The sequence below is a fragment of the Pseudomonas sp. AB39(2026) genome (assembly GCF_059831485.1).
Window position 1 is genome coordinate 3,889,858 of the sequence record NZ_CP195212.1, and the last position, 18,507, is coordinate 3,908,364.

Below are 18,507 nucleotides of genomic sequence, written 5' to 3' on the forward strand. Positions count from 1 at the left end.
CAACGCGTGTATCACGGTAGCAGAGGGGAAATCGCTGGGCGCGACGGCATGGGCAGCCCTGGCTCGTTACCGGTTAATGCCGGCCGGGATGCCGGCAGGCGGCCTATAGTCGTGAGCCGCCGAGGGGAAGTCAATCCAGGGTTGCGTGCTGGCGGTGTTACCGGTGTTACCGCTTCGCTCAGGGCAGGTCGTGCAGGCGTTCCAACCCTTCGAAAGGGCAGGCCTGCAGCAGGCTTTTCAGGTCCCTGCCGTCGGGCAGCCTGAAACCTTCGTCAACCAGCTCGGCCAGGGGATAAAGGACGAAAGGTCGCGCGTGCAAGTGGTAGTGAGGAATGCAAAGCCTGGGCTCGTCCAGTACGCGCTGGCCAAACAGAATGATGTCCAGGTCCAGGGTGCGCGGCCCCCAGCGCTCGGCACGTACGCGGCCTTGTTCGTTTTCGATGTGCTGAAGCGCATCTAGCAGGGCGACAGGTTGCAGGCAGGTATCTAGCGCCACGACGGCGTTGCTGTAGCGCGGTTGCCCCGGCAGTAGCGAGTCGCTGACGTACAGGCCTGAAGCGCCCACCCAGGTGCAGCCAGGCAGGGCCTGCAAGCTGGCCAGGGCTTGGCGAACCTGTTCGGCAGGAGCCTGCAGGTTGCTACCCAGCCCCACGAATACGCGCTCTTTAGCCGTCATTCTCCGGCGCTGTCACTTTTGCGCCGGGTATTGCTACGCCGTTTCTTGCGAACAGGCGCGCCGGTAGCCGTATTGTCTTCCCGGCTACCCAGGTTGCGGATCATGGTGCGGCGGTCGCTGTCGTGGGCGTCCTGGTACTCGGTCCACCATTGGCCAAGGCCGTCGGTTTCCTCACCGGCTGTTTCCCGTAGCAGCAAGAAGTCGTAGCCTGCGCGGAACCGCGGGTTATCCAGCAAGGCATCGGCACGCTTGCCGCTGCGGCGTGGCAGCCGCTCCTGCATGTCCCATATTTCCTTAATGGGCAGGGTAAAGCGCTTGGGGATAGCGATGTATTGGCATTGCTCGGCTATCACGCTGTGTGCGGCTTCTTGCATCGCTGGAATGGGCGCCATGCCTTTGGCTTGCAGTTGAAGCGCACGGGCGGGCAGGGCGGGCCATAGCAGGGCAGCGAACAGGAACGCGGGGGTAACCGGTTTGCCCTGCTGCACGCGGAGGTCGGTGTTGACCAACGCATTGCGGATCAGCGTATGGGTGTAGGTAGGGTTGTGCTCCAGCGCATCGGCACTGGCCGGGAACATCTGCTCGAACAGGTTAAGGTCAACCAGCATTTCGAAGGTGTCGGCGGCCTGGCCTGACAGGAACAGCTTGAGCACTTCCTCGAACAGCCGGGCACCTGGAATACCTTGCAGCAGGTCGGCCATTTCGCGAATGGGCAGCATGGTATTGCGCTCGATGCCGAAGTCCAGCTTGGCAGCGAAACGGACGGCACGCAGCATGCGCACCGGGTCTTCCTGGTAGCGTTGGCTGGGCTCGCCGATCAGGCGCACCAGGCGGTTGCGCACATCATGCACACCATTGGCATAGTCCAGAATGCGATCGCTGACCGGGTCGTAATACAGCGCATTGATGGTGAAGTCCCGCCGCTGCGCGTCTTCTTCCAGGGTGCCGTACACGTTGTCGCGCAGGATAAGCCCACTTTCGTTACGCGAGGAGTGATTGCTGGTTTCCTCATCGTCTTCGGGATGGTTGGCGCGGAACGTAGCGACCTCAATGATTTCCCGGCCGAAATGAATATGCACCAGCCTGAAGCGCCGGCCAATGATCCGCGCATTGCGGAATTCGGCGCGCACCTGTTCCGGCGTGGCGCTGGTGGCGACGTCGAAATCCTTGGGCGTGATGTTCAGCAGCAGGTCGCGCACGCAGCCACCTACCAGGTACGCCTGGTAACCGGCCTGTTGCAGGCGCTCGACGATACCGACCGCTTGACGGCTGAACTGGTGGCGCTGCAACGAATGGGCGCCGCTATTGAGCACTTCGGGCGTGCTGCGTTGATGGTGGACCTGACGGGCCGGGGGACGAAAAGACTGGAACAGCTTCTTCAGCATGGGATGCACTGTATGAAGGGATGATCGGTCATACCAGGAGTGACCGCATGATGGGCGGGGATTCTAGCATTTAGTGACGGGATGGTGTAGGAGGCCGCGAAAAGGGCTGTAAGAGAAACGACAAGGGGAGCCGAAGCTCCCCTGCAAAGTCGTTACTTGCTCGTTTTTATTCTTGCGTGGGCTTCTTGTTTTTGTTGAGCGCCCAGCCCTTCAGGTGTTTTACCTGGGGCTTCTCCCAAATGGGGAGCCAAGAGCAAACGGATTGCTTTGAACGCCGCATTGCATTGGCCCTAAGGCCCAACCAGTTCAGGCACTGCTGTCTCGCAGTTTTTGTTGTTCTCGGCCTGGTCGCGGGAAACCCGAAACAATACCTCTCCAAAAGAATCAGTTAGCTACGCCTCATGCCGTCTTGTTCTTGTTATGCGTGAGCCGATTCGTATTGTTTTTATTGTCTGTCTTAGCGCTTGTTGTTGTTCTTGTATCGTAGATATAGCAGGTGCTGTGCCAACTTTTGAAAACCCTTTAAATTCAAGGGCTTGAGTAAAAAAGTAGTGAAACTCGCGGGGCGCTACATGAAGAAATCGTTACCGTATACCCCGGATCTGTTACGCCATGTGCGCAGCGGTAACACCTGCTCAGCCCTCATTGGCCACGCTGGATTTGCGCCGCGGGATACCCAGGCGCTGGCGCCGCTCCCACAGGCATTTGCGGCTTACGCCTAGCTTGCGCGCAAGCTCGGTTTCGGTCATGTGATCCTGGTGTTCAAGCACAAAATGCTGGAAGTAGTCCTCCAGGGAAAGGTCCTCAGTCGGCTCATGGTTGGCCGAGGGGGTGACTGAAACCAGGCCTGAGAAATCCTCGTCTTCGTCCAGGCTACCCAGTTCAATATCGATACCCAGAAGGTCGGCAGAGATCTGTGAACTCTCGCTCAGAATAACGGCACGCTCCACCGCATTTTCCAGCTCGCGTACGTTGCCCGGCCAGCCATAGTGGCGGATAGCGCTTTCAGCGTCAGGGCCGAACCGCAGCCCTTCTCGGCCCAGGCGCTTGCTCTGCCGTGCGAGAAACACATTGGCGATTTCCAGCACGTCACTACCGCGTTCACGCAGTGGGGGCAGCTTGAGGGCAATCACGTGCAGCCTGTAGTAAAGGTCTTCCCGGAACTGCCCTACCTTGGCCAGGCTTTTGAGGTCGCGGTGAGTGGCCGCGATAAGGCGCACGTCCACTTTTTGTGATTGCACAGACCCCACTCGGCGAATTTCACCCTCCTGCAATACCCGCAGCAACCGGGCCTGGGCTTCCAGTGGCAGCTCGCCAATTTCATCCAGGAACAGGGTGCCCCCATCCGCCGCTTCCACCAGGCCTGCACGCCCAGCGCTGGCGCCTGTGAAGGCGCCTTTTTCGTGCCCGAACAATTCGGACTCTATGAGGGTTTCAGGGATTGCGGCGCAATTCACCGAAATCATGGTGGCCTTGGCACGGCGCGAGAGGTTGTGCAGCGCGCGGGCTACCAGTTCCTTGCCCGTCCCGGACTCACCTTGCACCAGCACATTGGAATCGGTAGGGGCCACCTTGCGGATTTTCCCGTACAGGTCCTGCATGGGCGCACAGGAACCAATGATGCCGATTTCCCCATTGGGGTTAGCTGCTGGTTTCTCCATACCCCGGCTGCTCACTTTCGCAGGCTCGCCGGCAGCAGGGGGCACATTGCGTTCGCGCAGGATACGCGCCACCGCCTGAAGCATTTCATCGTGGTCGAACGGCTTGGCAATGTAGTCCACGGCACCCATTTTCATGGAGTCCACGGCTGAGCGCAGGCTGGCATAGCTGGTCATGATGAGGACCGGCCGGCCTTCGCCAAGCCTGATCAGTTCCGTACCAGGCGCGCCGGGCAGGCGCAGGTCGCTGACAATCAGGTCGAACGAGGGGATGGTGAAGCGCTCCTGTGCTTCTTGCACGGAGCCCGCCTCGCTGACCTGATACTGATTGCGTTCCAGCAGGCGACGCAAGGCAGAGCGAATGATCGTTTCGTCTTCGACGATGAGAATATGCGGCATAGGGTTCGGTTCTCTCGACGGTCTCAGTTAACGGCGGACGTCGCTTTAACGTGGCGGGGCAGCGTCACCCGGATACGGGTACCACGCTGTCGTTCTACGTCAGCCGGGCTGTCGATGGTGATTTGCCCATAATGCTCCTCCACAATGGAATAGACCAGCGCAAGGCCCAGGCCGGTCCCCTCGCCGGGGTCCTTGGTGGTGAAAAAGGGCTCGAACAGCCGGTCCATGATGCTCTTGGGAATACCGCTGCCTTCGTCTTCCACAATAAGGCCTACGGTATGCTCGTTCGCTTCGGTGCGTACCCTGATGGCGCTGCCTGCCGGGGAAGCATCCCGGGCGTTGGACAGCAGGTTGATCAGCACCTGAGCCAGCCGCTGCGGGTCGCCTTCTGCCCAATGGCCGGGGTCGCACAGGTTGTAGAACTGCACTTCGAAATTGCGCCTGTTCAAGGCCAGCAAGCCAATTGCATCCTGTGCCACTTCGGCCAGGTTCACGGGTTCCTCGCTGTGCTGGTGCGTGCCGGCATGGGCGAAGCTCATCAGCGACTGCACAATACGTGACACCCGTTTGGTCTGTTCCAGGATCTGGCTGGACAGCTCGGTGATCTCCCCGTCTTCCTCGCGCTCCTCTCGAAGGTTCTGGGCGAGGCAGGCGATGCCGGTGATGGGGTTGCCAATCTCGTGCGCCACCCCTGCTGCCAGGCGACCGATGCTGGCCAGGCGCTCGGAGTGAACCAGCTTGTCCTCCAGCATCTGTGTGTCGGTCAGATCTTCAACCAGCAGCACCAGGCCGCTGCTACCGGGCGCCAGGGGTTCGTCGATGGCGGCCTTGTGGAGGTTCAGCCAGCGGGTCTGGCCATCCAACGCCAGGCGCTGCTTATGCAGGTGCTCGTCGGCACCTTCGATAAAGCTTTGCAGCAGTTCCCGCCAGGGCTCGCCAATGGTCATCAGCCGGGACCCCACCACGCGCAAGGCAGGAATACCTGTCAGCTCTTCCATGGCCTTGTTCCACATGAGGATTTCCCGATCTTTGGCCAGGGAGCAGACCCCCATGGGCAATTCCTGCAGGGTTTGCCGATGGTAGCGACGCAAGGCGTCCAGCTCGGCGGCCAGGCCAGTAAGGCGGGAGTGGTAATCCTCCAGCCGGCTTTCTATGAAGTGGATGTCCTCGGTCACGTAGGTTTCCCCGCCCGCTTTGTACGGCAGGAAGGTTTCCACGATATCCTGTGCCACGCTGGGGCCCATCAAGCCGGACAGGTTGGCTTCGATGCGGTCCCTTAGGCGTCGCAGCGCGTAAGGGCGCCGCTCATCGAACGGCAGGTAAAGGTCACGCAGGGCCTGTTCCACTTCTTTCTGTGCCGCCCGAGCACCCAATGGTTTGGCCAGTTGGGTGGCGAACTCTTGTGCCGACACCGCGTGCAGCTCTCGCCGCTGCGGGCGCCGCACGTTGTCCACGGCACAGGCTTCGGCGGCACTGGTTTCCTCGGTGCTTGCGTCGGTAAACAGGGACACCAGGGTAAACAGCAAGACGTTGGCTGCCAGGGAAGCGATTGCCGCCATGTGCCAACTGGTGTCATCCAGTACGTAGATCATGTCCAGTACCGGAATATAGAAGCCGTCTACGTCGCCGATCAGCGGCCCCAGCATGGTGACAGACCACACGGCAACCCCGGCCAGCAGCCCGGCGATAAAGCCGCGCCGGTTGGCCGTGGGCCAATACAGGACCGACAGCACGCCGGGCAGGAACTGCAAGGTGGCCACGAAGGCAACGATGCCCAAATGGGCCAGGCCTTGTCGGGTACCTAACATGAGGTAGAAGCCATACCCGGCCAGGATAATGGCGACGATCAGGCCGCGGCGCGTCCACTTCAGCCACCGATAGATGCTGCCCCCGGCCGGTGGCTGATACAGCGGCAGCACCAAGTGATTGAGCGCCATGCCCGACAGGGCCAGCGTGGTCACGATGATCAACCCACTGGACGCCGACAGCCCGCCTATATAAGCAAGCAACGCCAGAGGTTTGTTGTTCGCAGCAATCCCGATGCCCAGCGTGAAGTATTCAGGCGGTGTGGTGGCGCCCAACTGCAGGCCGGCCCAGAGGATCAGGGGAACGGCCAGGCTCATCAACAGCAAGAACAGTGGCAACCCCCAGCTGGCGCTGACCAGCGCGCGCGGGTTCAGGTTTTCGGTAAAGGCCATGTGGTACATATGGGGCATCACAATGGCCGAGGCGAAAAACACCAGCAGCAAGGTGCGCCATGGCCCTTCCTGCAAGGGTGTGTGCAGTGCCGCCAGGGCCATCTGGTTCTGCAGCAACCACAGTTCCAGCTGATGCGGCCCCCCAAATACCCCATACAGAGCATAGAGCCCTATACCCCCGAGCGCGACCAGTTTGATCACTGATTCGAACGCAATGGCGAACACCAGGCCTTCGTGCTTTTCGCGCGTGGCCATGTGGCGGGAGCCGAAGAAGAGGGTGAAGAGCGTGATAAGGGCGCAGAAACCCAGGGCGATACGGTCTTTGACCGGCTCCTGGGTCAGGATACTGATCGAATCTGACACTGCCTGGATCTGCAGCGCCAGCAAGGGCAGCACCCCTACCAGCATGAACAGCGTGGTCAGGGCACCGGCCCAGGTGCTGCGAAACCGAAAGGCGATCAGGTCTGCCAGGGAGGACAACTGATACGTGCGTGTGATCTTGAGGATCGGGTACAGCAACACGGGGGCCAGTAGGAAAGCGCCTGATACGCCCAGGTAGCAGGCCAGAAACCCATAGCCGTACTCATAGGCCAACCCTACGGTGCCATAGAATGCCCAGGCACTGGCATACACCCCCAGCGACAGGGTGTACGTAATTGGGTGGCGGATGATCGCGCGCGGTATCAGGCCCCGTTCGCTGACCCATGCCACGCCAAAAAGCACCAGCAGGTAGGCGGCGCTGACAAGCAGCATCTGGGCAAGGCTAAAGCTCATCGGCGTCTCGCTGGCTTTGCAGAATGAAGGTCACCACGATGAGAATCAGCCATAGCAGGTAGGGGCGATACCAGGCGCCGGTAGGTTCTATCCACCAATCCATGATGGCCGGGGAAAACAGATAGATGCCGACCACCAGCAGCAACACCAAACGATAGATATACATGCTGGCCTCACTGCCTTAAGTGGTGGAGGGGAACAGCCCTGCAGGGCAGCCGGATGGTAGCCCAAGCACGTCAGGCTGCCTACCAGCGTTCAAAAGCAGGGTTTCAAGGTAGGGTGGCCTCAGCCAGGCACTGGGCCTTGGGTATCGCCTCGGCCCGCCAGTGCTTGACCGCCCAGTGAAGGATCTCGCGGGGCAAGGCGGTTGCCAGGCCTGCCGTCGGTCCCTGGCCCAGGGTGCGCAAGGCACGCAGCAGCAATTGGCTGGCCTCCTTTTCGTTCAAGGGTGCCGAACGATAGCGTTTGCCTAGCTTGTGGCCATCGGGTTGGACGATCAGCGGAACGTGCAGGTAGGAGGGCGAGGGTAGCCCTAGCAGTTCTTGCAGGTACAGCTGGCGAGGCGTTGAGTCCAAAAGGTCAGCGCCACGTACTACATCGGTAACCCCTTGGGCACCGTCGTCCAGCACCACAGCCAGTTGATAGGCATATAACCCATCGCGGCGGCGGATGATGAAATCGCCCACTTCACGTCCCAGGTGCTGCTCGAACCGCCCTTGCACGTGGTCATCGAAACCGTAGCGCAGCTCAGGCACCCTGAGCCTGATGGCTGCCCCATCGGGTGAGTGCCCGGCGTTGCGACAGAAGCCTGGGTATACGCTGCCATAGGGCTCTAGGGTTTTACGTGAACACGTGCAGGCATAGGCCAACCCTTGCTGGAACCAGTGGTCGATGACGGCCTGGTAGTGTGTATGGCGCTCGCTTTGGTAGACAACTGGCCCATCCCACTCAAACCCGTAGGCTTCCAGCGTGGCCACTATGGCCGCCTTGGCGCCAGGGATTTCTCTGGGAGGGTCCAGGTCTTCCATGCGAAGCAGCCATTGGCCGCCGTTGGCCCGAGCGTCGGCGAAGGAGGCGACAGCGGCTACCAGCGAGCCGAAGTGAAGCAACCCACTGGGTGTAGGCGCGAAACGACCGATGCGGGGGGTATTCATGAGCGGCTGGCCATGGCTATGCCGGGCCAGGCCGGCAGGGCGGGGGGCGCAGTGTGAGCGCCCCTGCACAGATCATTTGCCGATCTGCTTTTCCTTGATTTCGGCGAGGGTCTTGCAATCGATGCACTGGTCGGCGGTAGGGCGCGCTTCCAGGCGACGAATGCCAATCTCGATACCGCAAGACTCGCACCAGCCGTATTCTTCGTCTTCAATGAGTTGAAGGGTTTTGTCGATTTTCTTGATCAGCTTGCGTTCGCGATCACGAGCACGCAGCTCAAGGCTGAATTCCTCTTCCTGGCTGGCACGGTCTGCCGGGTCGGGGAAGTTGGCGGCTTCGTCTTTCATGTGATCAACGGTGCGGTCGACTTCCTGCATCAGCTCCTGCTTCCACTGATTCAGGATTTTGGTGAAGTGAGCTCGCATCGCAACGCTCATGTACTCCTCACCCTTTTGTTCCTTATAGGGTGTGAAGCCGCGAACTAGCTCAGTGCTGTGTTGCTGGTTTTCATTGGTGGGCATGAATGACCGCCTCTCGCTCTTCTAATCCACTGCGCGGAATGATCCATCTCCGGCGCCCGCCGGCCCCGCGACTGCAAGCGGGCGAACTTACCAGATAGAATCAGGGTGCGCTACTCCCGGTTATCCAGCCTGATTGCCTTGCGCAACGGGTTTGGACAGCCGGCATAGCAGATCATTCAACAGTGCCCCAAAACCGCTCATTTGCAGGGTTTGTACCGTAGAATCGAGCTTTGCCAGGCAATACGAGACCCGCTCATGGCCAAGCCTTACAGCGCCCGCAGCCGCGCGATAGAACCTTTTCATGTAATGGCCCTGCTGGCCCGTGCGAACGAATTGCAGGCGGCCGGCCATGACGTGATACATCTTGAAATCGGCGAACCGGATTTCGTGACGGCAGCGCCTGTCATTGCTGCGGGGCAGGCGGCACTTGCCATGGGCCATACGGGCTATACGGCTGCCCGTGGCCTGCCGGCCTTGCGCCAGGCGATTGCCGGGTTCTATGGCCAGCGGTATGGCCTGGACATCGACCCGGCACGCATCATGATCACCCCTGGCGGATCTGGCGCCTTGCTGTTGACCAGCGCGTTGCTGGTAGACCCCGGCCAGCACTGGCTGCTGGCAGACCCTGGCTACCCTTGCAACCGGCATTTCCTGCGGCTGATCGAAGGCGAGGCAAAGCTGGTGCCGGTAGGGCCAAGGGAGCAGTACCAGCTCAATGCGCAGTTGATAGCTGAACATTGGGATGCCCAGTCGGCCGGTGCACTGGTGGCTTCCCCGGCCAACCCAACCGGTGCCGTGCTGGGGCTCGATGCGTTGCAGGCGCTTGGTGATGCGATTAAAGCCCGGGATGGCCATTTGGTAGTGGATGAGATCTACCATGGACTGACCTACGGGATGGACGCCCGTAGTGTGCTTGAAGTGAATGATGAAGCGTTTGTGCTCAACAGCTTTTCCAAATATTTCGGCATGACGGGCTGGCGGCTGGGTTGGCTGGTAGCCCCGCCGCAAGCCATACCGGAGCTGGAAAAGCTGGCCCAGAACCTGTACATCAGTGCGCCCAGCATTGCTCAGCACGCAGCCCTGGCCTGTTTTGAGCCGGCCACGCTGGAAATACTCGAGCAGCGCCGCGAAGCCTTTCGTGAGCGGCGGGACTTTCTCTTGCCAGCTTTACGCGGGCTGGGTTTCGACATTGCCGTAGAACCTGAGGGCGCGTTCTACCTTTATGCAGACATCAGCCGCTTTGGTGGGGATGCCTTTGCGTTTTCTCAGTTCTTCCTTGAACAGGAGTATGTGGCGTTTACCCCAGGGCTGGATTTTGGTCGTCACCTTGCTCGCCAGCATGTGCGTTTTGCCTACACCCAGGCTCTGCCACGCCTGGAACAGGCCGTTGAGCGCATTGCCCAGGGCCTGCAGCGGTGGCAAGGCTGATGCGCTTCGATCCTTCCCTTGAGCCTGCCACGCTGTTGAAACGTTACAAGCGCTTTCTGGCTGACATAGAGCTGGCCGATGGTAGCCAATTGACGGTCCATTGCCCCAACACCGGCTCGATGCTCAATTGCATGGCGCCGGGCTGCCGGGTATGGGTCAGCCGCACTGATGACCCCAAGCGCAAGCTGCCGGGCACCTGGGAAATTGTAGAGACGCCCCAGGGGCGCTTGGCCTGTATCAATACAGGGCGGGCCAATCGCGTGGTCGAAGAAGCATTGCTGGCAGGGGCCATTCCGGAGCTGGCCGGGTTTACGCAGCTGCGCCGGGAAGTCCGCTATGGCCAGGAAAACAGCCGGGTAGACTTTCACCTCATATACCCCGATGGCGAAGCCTATGTTGAAGTGAAAAGCGTAACCCTGGGCTTTGACGGCAGTGTGGTAGCGGCCTTCCCGGACGCCGTGACCCAGCGCGGTGTGCGGCACCTGCGTGAACTGGCCGCGCTGGCTTCCCGTGGTACGCGTGCCATTCAGCTGTTTTGCGTGAACCTTGTTGGGGTGGAGGCTGTACGACCAGCATGGGAGATTGATGACGCCTATGCCCAAGCGTTACGGTGGGCCGCAGGCCAGGGTGTTGAAGTGCCGGCGTATGGGGTGTACCTGAGCACGGAAGAGATCTTTATCGACCGGCGCCTGGCCCTTCACTGGGAGGGCTGATGCCTGGCGAGTACGCTGGGCAAAAAAAGACCCGGCATGCGCCGGGTCAATAACCGTGATTAGCCTGATGAGGAGATAAGGTCAGTCCGAACCACCGGGCTGCTTATCAACTGATCTCGCGACCAGCTGTGCTAATAATAACTATTCACATTTGAGAGTCAAGTGCATTCTCGAAATTCATTGCCCTTCAGGGCCCGCATGTGTGAGCTGCTGATTTAAGCTATTGATTTTTCTGGCCATGCTTTCGATGAGGCTGTGTGCAATTTTTGGGTTAGCCTGTGTCATCGCCATGAATTGGTCTTTGGGGACCACAATGACAGTGCAGGCGGTACTCGCAATAACGGTGGCCGTGCGCTTCTCATCCGTAAATACAGACATGGCGCCGAAGATCTCTTCCTTCGCGACATCGCCGACTTTCATACCATCCACGAACGCTTCGGCATGCCCCTCCATAATGATGAACACGTGATCTGGCTCATCACCTTGCCGTATCAGCACCTCACCTGCTGGCACATGCTTGAAACCATTCGTACCTCGGTATTCTGGCTGCGTAGCCTGTGCAACTGCCTGCGCGAGCAACCAGGCGTGGCCTCCCAGGTAGTCTGCTAGCGCCTGCACCTGGCCTTGAGCACCTATGTGCAGAAAGATGGCTTCCCGTTCGTAAGGCACCAGGCTCACGGGCGCCACGGTATGGGCTTGTGGGGTAAAGCCTTCAGGCACATCCGCCAAGCCAAGCAGGTCGCCTTCGCCAAGGTAGAACAGGGCACGGCCACCCACGCTGATATGCACCAAGCCCGCCTCTATCAGGTAGACACAATTGGGCTGTATATGAGAAGCCAAGGGTGTGTTTGCCGGCAACGCCAGTGCAGCGTCGCAGGGCTGGGCCCCAGCCAGAAGGCGGTGCGGCAGACTTTGTAAGCGGTTGATCCATTGTTCGGTGTAAGCCGACGGCTCGCCAATCAGGTACATAGGAGTAGCCTCAAGCCTGCGCAGTGCAAGGCGGGTCAGGGGGTGCGACGGCCCGAAGGCTGTGCGTCCAGCGCATTGTTCAGGGCCTGCTTGCGATCAGCGGGAAGCTCATTCCAATGAATACCCAGCAGGGCGCCTTCAATGGCGTAGAGCAATACCTTGGAGGCGCGGAAACCACGGGCTTTTACAGCACGATAGGCATTGACGGCCCCAAGGCGGCGCAGGTCTGCTGCGCTATGAATGCCTACGGCATGTAGCCATTGGGCAGAGGTTTTCCCTAGGTTGCGCAGTTCCTGCAGCTCGTCGTTCATCCACGCTCCTTGATGGCCTTGTCCTGGTACGGTGCTTAACAGCGCCGTCTCATTTGGTGCGGTAGCGCAGCCGTGTACCGAAATTGACCGACATAAGAATTTCATCAGCGCTCAACTCGGGAGGAAAGTACGCGCCTGAAATCTGCGCATGGGCCAAAGACGCCCCTTCAAGCCGGGAGCCCCTGAAGTCGATGCCTCGCAGGTCGGCAGAACGGAAGTAAGCGTCGCTCAGGTCAACGCCTTCGGCGTCTAGGTTACGCAAGTCCAAACCGCGGAAGTCGGCCCCGGTAAAGTCCACTGTACCTTCGCGGCGTTTTTCCTCGTTGAAGGCATCGATTTTTTCGTCTTTGAGAAGCGCAAACAGGGGCGAGTCGATCTGCTTTGGAAGGGTCATGGCTACAGCTCCGTGGGAAAGGTGGCGCCATCATAATGGCACCACCCTGAAACCGAAGGTGTGGACTGGTTCACGCGCCGCTCAGATCACAGGCCCGGCAATCGTTGGCGAATGGCATCAATCACCGCATCGACGCTGCTGGCGTCATGTGTGGTAACGCTTTTGGCAGCCAGTAGTTGCTCCCCGGACAAGGGCTCGCGGGTACGTTGCTGGGTCTCGATCACGTCCAAGGTGGCATCGGAAGGGTCCTGCTGCCGCTGCGCCTGGCGTTGGATCAGCCAGCTTTCGATCACCGCCTGTGGTGCGCTGCAATCCAGGATGAAAAACGGCACCGCCTGATCCTGTGCGATGGCCTGGGCATCGGCACGCTGGGCCTGCTTGAGATAGGTAGCATCCAGCACTACCGGCAGGCCAGCGCTGAGCACGGTGGCGGCCAGCTGGTGCAGGCGCGCATACGTTGCTTCACTGGCATAGTCGCTGTACAGCGCCTGCTCGTCCTCGGCAAACAACCGTTTGCGCTCCACGTCCGAGCGCAGGCGTACAGCGCCCAAGGCCTCAACCAGGCGCAGGGCAACGTGGCTCTTGCCCACCGCGGAAACCCCGCAGGTAATCGCTAGGAAATGCGACGGGATAGCGCTATAACGCTCTGCCAGGGTGGCGTAGTTGCGGTACTGGCGCAGCGAGGTGGCGCGCTGCAGGCCGTCGGCGTTGGCAGGCAGGGTGAACAGCGCGACCTTGGCCCGGACCATGGCCCGGTAGGCTTTGTAGAAACTGAGCAGTGGCAGGCCAGCATAGTCGCCCGTCAGCTCCAGGTAGCGGGTAACCAGGCGGCGTGACAAGCCTTTAAGCCCGCGGTCCTCCAGGTCCATGGCCAGAAAGCCCAAGTCGGCGTAGACGTCGGTGAAACGGAAGGGTTCGTTGAATTCGATACAGTCGAAAATCACCACGTTGCCATCGATCAAGGTGGCATTGCCCAGGTGGATGTCACCGTGGCATTCGCGAATAAAGCCATCGGCCTTGCGTTGTTCCAGCAAGGGTAGCAAGCGGTTGTACTCGGCGCGCGCCCACGCATCCAGCGCATCGAGCTGGGCAAGGTCGGCGCTCTCGGACAGGAACGGCTTGATCTGTTCGAAATTCTGTACCACGGGTGCCATGACGCTTTCTGGCGTGCCCTCGGCGCGTTCGCTGGGCACATGGGGTGCTGAGAGGTGGAAGCGGGCGATCTGCTCAGCCATGGAGTCCACATGGGCGCTGGTAAGCTCGCCATTGGCCTGCAAAGTGCCTAACAGTTGGCTTTGAGGGAATTGACGCATCTTCAGCGCGTACTCGATGGCCGGGCCATCACCGCCAAGCACCGGAGCACTTTCGGTGCCGCTGATGTTCACCACCTCAAGGTACAGGCCTTCGGTCAGGCGCTGGTTCAGGCGCAGTTCTTCTTGGCAGAAGTGCTGGCGGGCAGCGAGCGTAGTGAAGTCCAGGAAGCCGAAGTTCATCGGCTTTTTGATCTTGTAGGCGTACGGCCCGGTAAGAATGACCCAGGAAATGTGGGTTTCGATGAGCTCGAAGGCGTCGACCGGGTGAGGGTAGAGCGCTGGGTTCTGCAGCGCGGCGATGAGGGCTTGGCTCACGGAAAATCCTTGTGCGGGCGAGGGGCATTGCTGATCATTATGGCGGCTTGGGCCAGTGCTGCAAACTGCAACAAGGTTTCTGTTTGCAGGTGTGCAAACTGCGTATAATGCGCCGCCATGACACGTAGCCGATCCCCCCGTAAACCTTCTCGTTCCTCCTCGAATCGCACCCGTACCTGGCTTGGTTGGGCGTTCAAGCTCGCCCTTGTAGGCCTTGTAGCGCTAGCTGGCGTAGCCGTTTACCTGGATGCCGTGGTGCAGGAAAAATTCTCCGGCAAGCGCTGGACCATCCCTGCAAAGGTCTACGCCCGGCCGCTTGAGCTGTTCGTTGGGCAAAAATTGGAGCTCAAGGATTTCCTTACCGAGCTTGATGCCTTGGGCTACCGGCGTGTACCAACCGTGGACGGCCCTGGCCAGGTGGCCGTGAACGGCAGCACCGTATCGCTCAATACACGCGGCTTCCAGTTCTACGAGGGGCTGGAGCAGGCCCGCCCGGTGCGTGTGCGTTTCAATGGGGACTATGTGGGCGAATTGAGCGGTGGTGGCGATAAATTGCCCGTGGTGCGGCTGGAGCCGCTCATGATCGGCGGTATCTACCCCAAAAACCTCGAAGACCGCATTCTGATCAAGCTGGACCAGGTACCGCCGTACTTGATCGACACCTTGGTGACGGTCGAAGACCGCGATTTCTATCACCACTTTGGGGTGTCCCCCAAGTCCATCGCGCGCGCGGTGTACGTGAACGCATCCAAAGGCCAGATGCGCCAGGGCGGCAGTACCCTCACGCAACAGTTGGTCAAGAATTTCTACCTCACGAATGAGCGTAGCCTCAGCCGCAAGCTCACCGAAGCGATGATGGCGGTATTGCTGGAACTGCATTACAGCAAGCAGGAAATTCTTGAGGCCTACCTCAACGAAGTATTCATCGGCCAGGACGGGCAGCGGGCTGTCCATGGTTTTGGGTTGGCGAGCCAGTTCTTCTTCAGCCAGCCACTGTCGGAGCTGCGCCTTCACCAGGTGGCTTTGCTGGTGGGGATGGTCAAGGGGCCGTCCTATTACAACCCACGTCGCTACCCGGACCGTGCGCTGGAGCGCCGCAACCTGGTACTGGACCTGCTCCAGGAACAGGGTGTGGCAACGCCTGAAGCTGTGGCGGCTGCGAAGAAAATGCCACTGGGTGTGACCCAGCGGGGCAGCCTGGCAGAGAGCTCCTTCCCCGGCTTCCTGGACCTGGTAAAGCGCCAGTTGCGCGAGGACTATCGCGAAGAAGACCTCACCGGCGAAGGCCTGCGGATTTTCACCAGTTTCGACCCTATCCTGCAAATGAAGGCCGAGGCAGCCGTGAGCGAAAGCTTCAAGCGTTTCTCGGCCCGCAAGGGCGGCGATGCCATGGAAACCGCCATGGTGGTGACCAACCCTGAAAGCGGCGAAGTGCAGGCGCTGGTGGGCAGCCGCCAGGCAGGCTTCGCAGGCTTCAACCGGGCGTTGGACGCCGTGCGCCCAATTGGCTCGCTGGTCAAGCCCGCCATTTACCTCACGGCACTGGAAAAGCCCAGCCAATACACCCTCACCAGTTGGATCAAGGACGAACCGTTCTCGGTGAAAGGTGGAGATGGCCAAGTGTGGTCACCCCAAAACTACGAGCGCGGCTCCAATGGCACGATTTTCCTGTATCAGGGCCTGGCGCACTCCTACAACCTGTCCAGCGCCCGGCTGGGCCTGGACCTGGGCATACCGAACGTGTTCAAAACCCTCGGCAAGCTGGGGGTAGACGTGGATTGGCCGGCGTACCCGTCCATGCTGCTGGGTGCCGGCGCACTGACGCCCATGCAAGTGGCCACGGTGTACCAGACCCTCGCCAACGGCGGCTACAACACACCCATGCGTGGTATCCGCAGCGTGCTGACTGCAGAAGGCCAGCCACTCAAGCGTTATCCGTTCCAGATCCAACAGCGCTTCGATCCTGGCAGCATCTACCTTATTCAGACGGCCATGCAGCGGGTGATGCGTGAAGGGACCGGGCGGTCGGCATACAGCGTATTGCCGTCTACCTTGAACCTGGCGGGCAAGACCGGCACCACCAACGACTCCCGTGACAGCTGGTTCGCAGGCTTTAGCCAAGACCTGCTGGCGGTGGTGTGGATGGGGCGTGACGATAATGGGAAAACCCCTTATACCGGCGCTACAGGGGCCCTGCAGGTATGGACCAACTTCATGCGCAAGGCCGACCCGCTGCCATTGAACATGGCTGTGCCGGATAACGTCACGCTGGCCTGGGTCGATGCCCAGACCGGCCAGGGGTCGGCTGAAGGCTGCCCCAATGCCGTACAGATGCCTTATATTCGAGGCAGCGAGCCCGTGCCAGGCACGGCCTGTAATGCTGCCCAGGACACGCCCGCCGCTCCGGTAATGGACTGGATCAAAGGCTGGCTGAATTGATTGAGGAACTGACGTGAACAAGTGGTTGTTATCAATGCTCGGCGCTGCGGCCCTGTTGCAAGGGTGTGCCAGCGTACCGCGCGGTTCGATTCCGGTGGTCGATCAAGGGTCGGCCGTGTCCAATAGCGAGCGGGTGTCGGCAAACCGTAACACGGCTTATCGGCCACCGGTTGCCAGGGCGCCTGTGCAGGCTGCGCCGGAAGACAGTGGCGTGCAGGTCATGGTGCCTACCTCCAGCGCGCCCATTCAGGCCAGTGCCGCACCTATCAGCACTACACCTATCACACCTGGCCCTGTCACCAACGGCCCGGCCTACACTGCGCCGGCGCCTGTGCCGCCTACTACCCAATACAGTGCGCCAGCAGCGCCCAGCGGCATTCCCTCAGCCAGCCAGGCCAGTGGTGGTTTGTCCGCAGACGAGCAACTGGATGGCCCGGTGCTGGCACTGCTGACGACCGCGCAGCAGCAGCAAGGCGGCGGGGACCTCAATGGAGCCTCTTCCAGCCTGGAGCGAGCTCAGCGTATCGCCCCTCGCGAGCCCCAGGTGCTGTTCCGTCTGGCCCAGGTCCGGCTTGCCCAGGGTGATGCCGCCCAAGCCGAGCAGTTCGCCCGCCGTGGCTTGAGCTATGCCAGCGGTCGCCCAGACCTGCAGGCGAGGCTGTGGGAAACGGTTGCCCAAGCTCGCGAAAAACAAGGCGACGCCGCCGGCGCGGCCTTGGCTCGCAAGAACGCCCGGGGTTGATGATGGACAGCCGAATGCCCGCCATTGCCGACCAACTGCTGTTGATCGAGCGCGCCCTGCGCCAGGCTGGTTGGTGGAGTAGCGAACCGCCCGACGTTCAAGCGCTTGCCAGCCCGGAGCCTTTCTGTGTCGATACGCTCAGTTTCGAGCAATGGCTGCAATGGATCTTCCTGCCTCGAATGAAGCTGATCATAGAGCAGGGCCAGCCATTGCCCAACGCCTCGGGCATTCTGGCCATGGCTGAAATGGTGTACGCGGGCCAGCAGGGGCCCGCGTATGAACTCATGGTGTCGCTGAAACAGTTCGACGCGCTGATCGCCAACCAGGCTTGATGCTGCGCAAAGCGCGCAGGCTTAGTGGCACTGCTCGGCGATGGCCTTGCGAGTGTCACTGATCTGCGTTTGCCGCTCCTGCTCGGTCAGCCGCCTGAGCTCCCCGTCCACCTCTTGCCGTACCCGAGGGTTGTTGTTCAACTGGGCTAGGTTAGTCCGTGCCTGATCACAAAAATCCTTCGTTTTCTCTGCCTCTTCAGCCACCTGCTCTTTCACCTTGGCATCGGCTGCCTTCTGTTCAGGGTCATTGTCCACGTCGTCATTATCGCCTTCAGCGCTTTTTGGCGGGCTGGAGGGTGGCGGTGCGTGTGTATCGATCGGTGTGGCGGCTTGCCCAATCGGAGGCTTGGCGTCGAAGTGTGTCACACCATTACTGTCCACCCACTTGTACACCTGAGCGGCGTGCAGCGATCCCATCGAAACCAGCATCAGGCTGGCGACCAGGCATGTAAGGCGCATGTCCTCTCCGTCGTTCTAAACAAGGCTTGGATCAAAACTACCACAGAAGCATAAAGTCAACAGAGCGCTTGACTTGGGAGGGGCTATTTACAACAATCCAAAGTCCGCTGTGAAGGGAATGCCAGAAGCAGACCCGCTCAGCAGATCATGAGGCGCACATCCGCGCCGACCCGCTACACCCGCAACGCGTTACCTCGCGCTGGGTGGGAAACCCCCGCAACACTTGGGGAACTCCCAATACTTGCTCAGTCAGTGCTGACGTAGTCGGCGACTACCGTCGCTCATGCTCTGCTTGGCAGTAAACCTAATGGACCCGCTTCCCAGCGGTA

General features: G+C 60.3%; 17 protein-coding genes. 5 read left to right on the forward strand and 12 right to left on the reverse strand.

Annotated elements, in window-relative coordinates; all coding sequences use genetic code 11:
• Positions 1-178: 178 nt before the first annotated feature.
• From folK to dksA, 7 genes are all read right to left on the reverse strand, one after another.
• Complete coding sequence (gene folK / locus ACSAMW_RS17825; protein ID WP_500591419.1) at positions 179-676, reverse strand: 2-amino-4-hydroxy-6-hydroxymethyldihydropteridine diphosphokinase; 498 nt, start codon at positions 674-676, stop codon at positions 179-181.
• Positions 673-2,061, reverse strand: coding sequence for a polynucleotide adenylyltransferase PcnB (locus ACSAMW_RS17830; RefSeq protein WP_500591420.1), 1,389 nt, complete (start codon positions 2,059-2,061; stop codon positions 673-675). Before ACSAMW_RS17830 ends, folK begins: the two co-directional genes overlap by 4 nt.
• A 635-nt stretch (positions 2,062-2,696) precedes the next feature.
• Positions 2,697-4,118, reverse strand: a complete 1,422-nt coding sequence (locus ACSAMW_RS17835; protein WP_500591421.1) for a sigma-54-dependent transcriptional regulator — start codon at positions 4,116-4,118, stop codon at positions 2,697-2,699.
• A gap of 23 nt (positions 4,119-4,141) precedes the next feature.
• Positions 4,142-7,090: a sensor histidine kinase gene (locus tag ACSAMW_RS17840; RefSeq protein ID WP_500591422.1), complete on the reverse strand. Its 2,949-nt coding sequence runs from the start codon at positions 7,088-7,090 to the stop codon at positions 4,142-4,144.
• Positions 7,080-7,256, reverse strand: a complete 177-nt coding sequence (locus ACSAMW_RS17845) for a hypothetical protein (RefSeq protein ID WP_003250005.1) — start codon at positions 7,254-7,256, stop codon at positions 7,080-7,082. Before ACSAMW_RS17845 ends, ACSAMW_RS17840 begins: the two co-directional genes overlap by 11 nt.
• Before the next feature lie 103 nt (positions 7,257-7,359).
• The gene (gluQRS, locus tag ACSAMW_RS17850; protein ID WP_500591423.1) at positions 7,360-8,244 is read right to left on the reverse strand and encodes a tRNA glutamyl-Q(34) synthetase GluQRS; all 885 of its coding nucleotides are present in this window, start codon (positions 8,242-8,244) and stop codon (positions 7,360-7,362) included.
• Positions 8,245-8,316: 72 nt separating this feature from the next.
• The gene (gene dksA / locus ACSAMW_RS17855; RefSeq protein ID WP_168085669.1) at positions 8,317-8,763 is read right to left on the reverse strand and encodes an RNA polymerase-binding protein DksA; all 447 of its coding nucleotides are present in this window, start codon (positions 8,761-8,763) and stop codon (positions 8,317-8,319) included.
• A 255-nt stretch (positions 8,764-9,018) separates the two neighbouring features.
• Between dksA and ACSAMW_RS17860 the strand changes: the two genes are divergently transcribed.
• Positions 9,019-10,191, forward strand: a complete 1,173-nt coding sequence (locus ACSAMW_RS17860; RefSeq protein ID WP_500591424.1) for a pyridoxal phosphate-dependent aminotransferase — start codon at positions 9,019-9,021, stop codon at positions 10,189-10,191.
• The gene (sfsA, locus tag ACSAMW_RS17865; RefSeq protein ID WP_500591425.1) at positions 10,191-10,904 is read left to right on the forward strand and encodes a DNA/RNA nuclease SfsA; all 714 of its coding nucleotides are present in this window, start codon (positions 10,191-10,193) and stop codon (positions 10,902-10,904) included. The genes ACSAMW_RS17860 and sfsA overlap by 1 nt, the downstream gene beginning before the upstream one ends.
• A 177-nt stretch (positions 10,905-11,081) precedes the next feature.
• Here the strand turns inward: sfsA and ACSAMW_RS17870 are convergent, their stop codons facing one another.
• From ACSAMW_RS17870 to ACSAMW_RS17885, 4 genes are all read right to left on the reverse strand, one after another.
• Positions 11,082-11,873 (reverse strand): Crp/Fnr family transcriptional regulator, encoded by a 792-nt coding sequence (locus ACSAMW_RS17870; protein ID WP_500591426.1) that lies wholly within the window; start codon positions 11,871-11,873, stop codon positions 11,082-11,084.
• 35 nt (positions 11,874-11,908) lie between these two features.
• Positions 11,909-12,184: a TfoX/Sxy family protein gene (locus ACSAMW_RS17875; RefSeq protein WP_500591427.1), complete on the reverse strand. Its 276-nt coding sequence runs from the start codon at positions 12,182-12,184 to the stop codon at positions 11,909-11,911.
• Between the two features lie 49 nt (positions 12,185-12,233).
• The gene (locus tag ACSAMW_RS17880; protein WP_500591428.1) at positions 12,234-12,578 is read right to left on the reverse strand and encodes a pentapeptide repeat-containing protein; all 345 of its coding nucleotides are present in this window, start codon (positions 12,576-12,578) and stop codon (positions 12,234-12,236) included.
• A gap of 86 nt (positions 12,579-12,664) precedes the next feature.
• Positions 12,665-14,206 (reverse strand): bifunctional aminoglycoside phosphotransferase/ATP-binding protein, encoded by a 1,542-nt coding sequence (locus ACSAMW_RS17885; protein WP_500591429.1) that lies wholly within the window; start codon positions 14,204-14,206, stop codon positions 12,665-12,667.
• Between the two features lie 117 nt (positions 14,207-14,323).
• Between ACSAMW_RS17885 and mrcB the strand changes: the two genes are divergently transcribed.
• From mrcB to ACSAMW_RS17900, 3 genes are read left to right on the forward strand one after another with little or no spacing between them, the layout of a single operon-like run.
• Entirely contained in the window at positions 14,324-16,645 is a 2,322-nt protein-coding gene (mrcB, locus tag ACSAMW_RS17890; RefSeq protein WP_500591430.1) for a penicillin-binding protein 1B, read from the forward strand.
• Between the two features lie 13 nt (positions 16,646-16,658).
• Positions 16,659-17,387 carry a tetratricopeptide repeat protein gene (locus ACSAMW_RS17895; RefSeq protein WP_500591431.1) on the forward strand — a complete coding sequence of 243 codons (729 nt, stop codon included), beginning with the start codon at positions 16,659-16,661 and terminating at the stop codon, positions 17,385-17,387.
• A 2-nt stretch (positions 17,388-17,389) separates the two neighbouring features.
• Positions 17,390-17,719: a YqcC family protein gene (locus ACSAMW_RS17900; RefSeq protein WP_500594068.1), complete on the forward strand. Its 330-nt coding sequence runs from the start codon at positions 17,390-17,392 to the stop codon at positions 17,717-17,719.
• A gap of 21 nt (positions 17,720-17,740) precedes the next feature.
• Here ACSAMW_RS17900 and ACSAMW_RS17905 read toward each other — a convergent pair whose 3' ends face one another.
• Positions 17,741-18,178 carry a DUF4124 domain-containing protein gene (locus ACSAMW_RS17905; protein WP_500591432.1) on the reverse strand — a complete coding sequence of 146 codons (438 nt, stop codon included), beginning with the start codon at positions 18,176-18,178 and terminating at the stop codon, positions 17,741-17,743.
• Between the last annotated feature and the right edge of the window lie 329 nt (positions 18,179-18,507).

Excerpts from the sequence above, each read along its gene's own strand:
- ACSAMW_RS17905 (WP_500591432.1), bottom strand. The coding sequence starts at position 18,178 with ATGCGCCTTACATGCCTGGTCGCCAGCCTGATGCTGGTTTCGATGGGA.
- folK (WP_500591419.1), bottom strand. The coding sequence starts at position 676 with ATGACGGCTAAAGAGCGCGTATTCGTGGGGCTGGGTAGCAACCTGCAG.
- ACSAMW_RS17840 (WP_500591422.1), bottom strand. The coding sequence starts at position 7,090 with ATGAGCTTTAGCCTTGCCCAGATGCTGCTTGTCAGCGCCGCCTACCTG.
- ACSAMW_RS17875 (WP_500591427.1), bottom strand. The coding sequence starts at position 12,184 with ATGAACGACGAGCTGCAGGAACTGCGCAACCTAGGGAAAACCTCTGCC.
- ACSAMW_RS17880 (WP_500591428.1), bottom strand. The coding sequence starts at position 12,578 with ATGACCCTTCCAAAGCAGATCGACTCGCCCCTGTTTGCGCTTCTCAAA.
- sfsA (WP_500591425.1), top strand. The coding sequence starts at position 10,191 with ATGCGCTTCGATCCTTCCCTTGAGCCTGCCACGCTGTTGAAACGTTAC.
- mrcB (WP_500591430.1), top strand. The coding sequence starts at position 14,324 with ATGACACGTAGCCGATCCCCCCGTAAACCTTCTCGTTCCTCCTCGAAT.
- ACSAMW_RS17900 (WP_500594068.1), top strand. The coding sequence starts at position 17,390 with ATGGACAGCCGAATGCCCGCCATTGCCGACCAACTGCTGTTGATCGAG.
- gluQRS (WP_500591423.1), bottom strand. The coding sequence starts at position 8,244 with ATGAATACCCCCCGCATCGGTCGTTTCGCGCCTACACCCAGTGGGTTG.
- dksA (WP_168085669.1), bottom strand. The coding sequence starts at position 8,763 with ATGCCCACCAATGAAAACCAGCAACACAGCACTGAGCTAGTTCGCGGC.
- ACSAMW_RS17860 (WP_500591424.1), top strand. The coding sequence starts at position 9,019 with ATGGCCAAGCCTTACAGCGCCCGCAGCCGCGCGATAGAACCTTTTCAT.
- ACSAMW_RS17870 (WP_500591426.1), bottom strand. The coding sequence starts at position 11,873 with ATGTACCTGATTGGCGAGCCGTCGGCTTACACCGAACAATGGATCAAC.
- ACSAMW_RS17845 (WP_003250005.1), bottom strand. The coding sequence starts at position 7,256 with ATGTATATCTATCGTTTGGTGTTGCTGCTGGTGGTCGGCATCTATCTG.
- ACSAMW_RS17830 (WP_500591420.1), bottom strand. The coding sequence starts at position 2,061 with ATGCTGAAGAAGCTGTTCCAGTCTTTTCGTCCCCCGGCCCGTCAGGTC.
- ACSAMW_RS17835 (WP_500591421.1), bottom strand. The coding sequence starts at position 4,118 with ATGCCGCATATTCTCATCGTCGAAGACGAAACGATCATTCGCTCTGCC.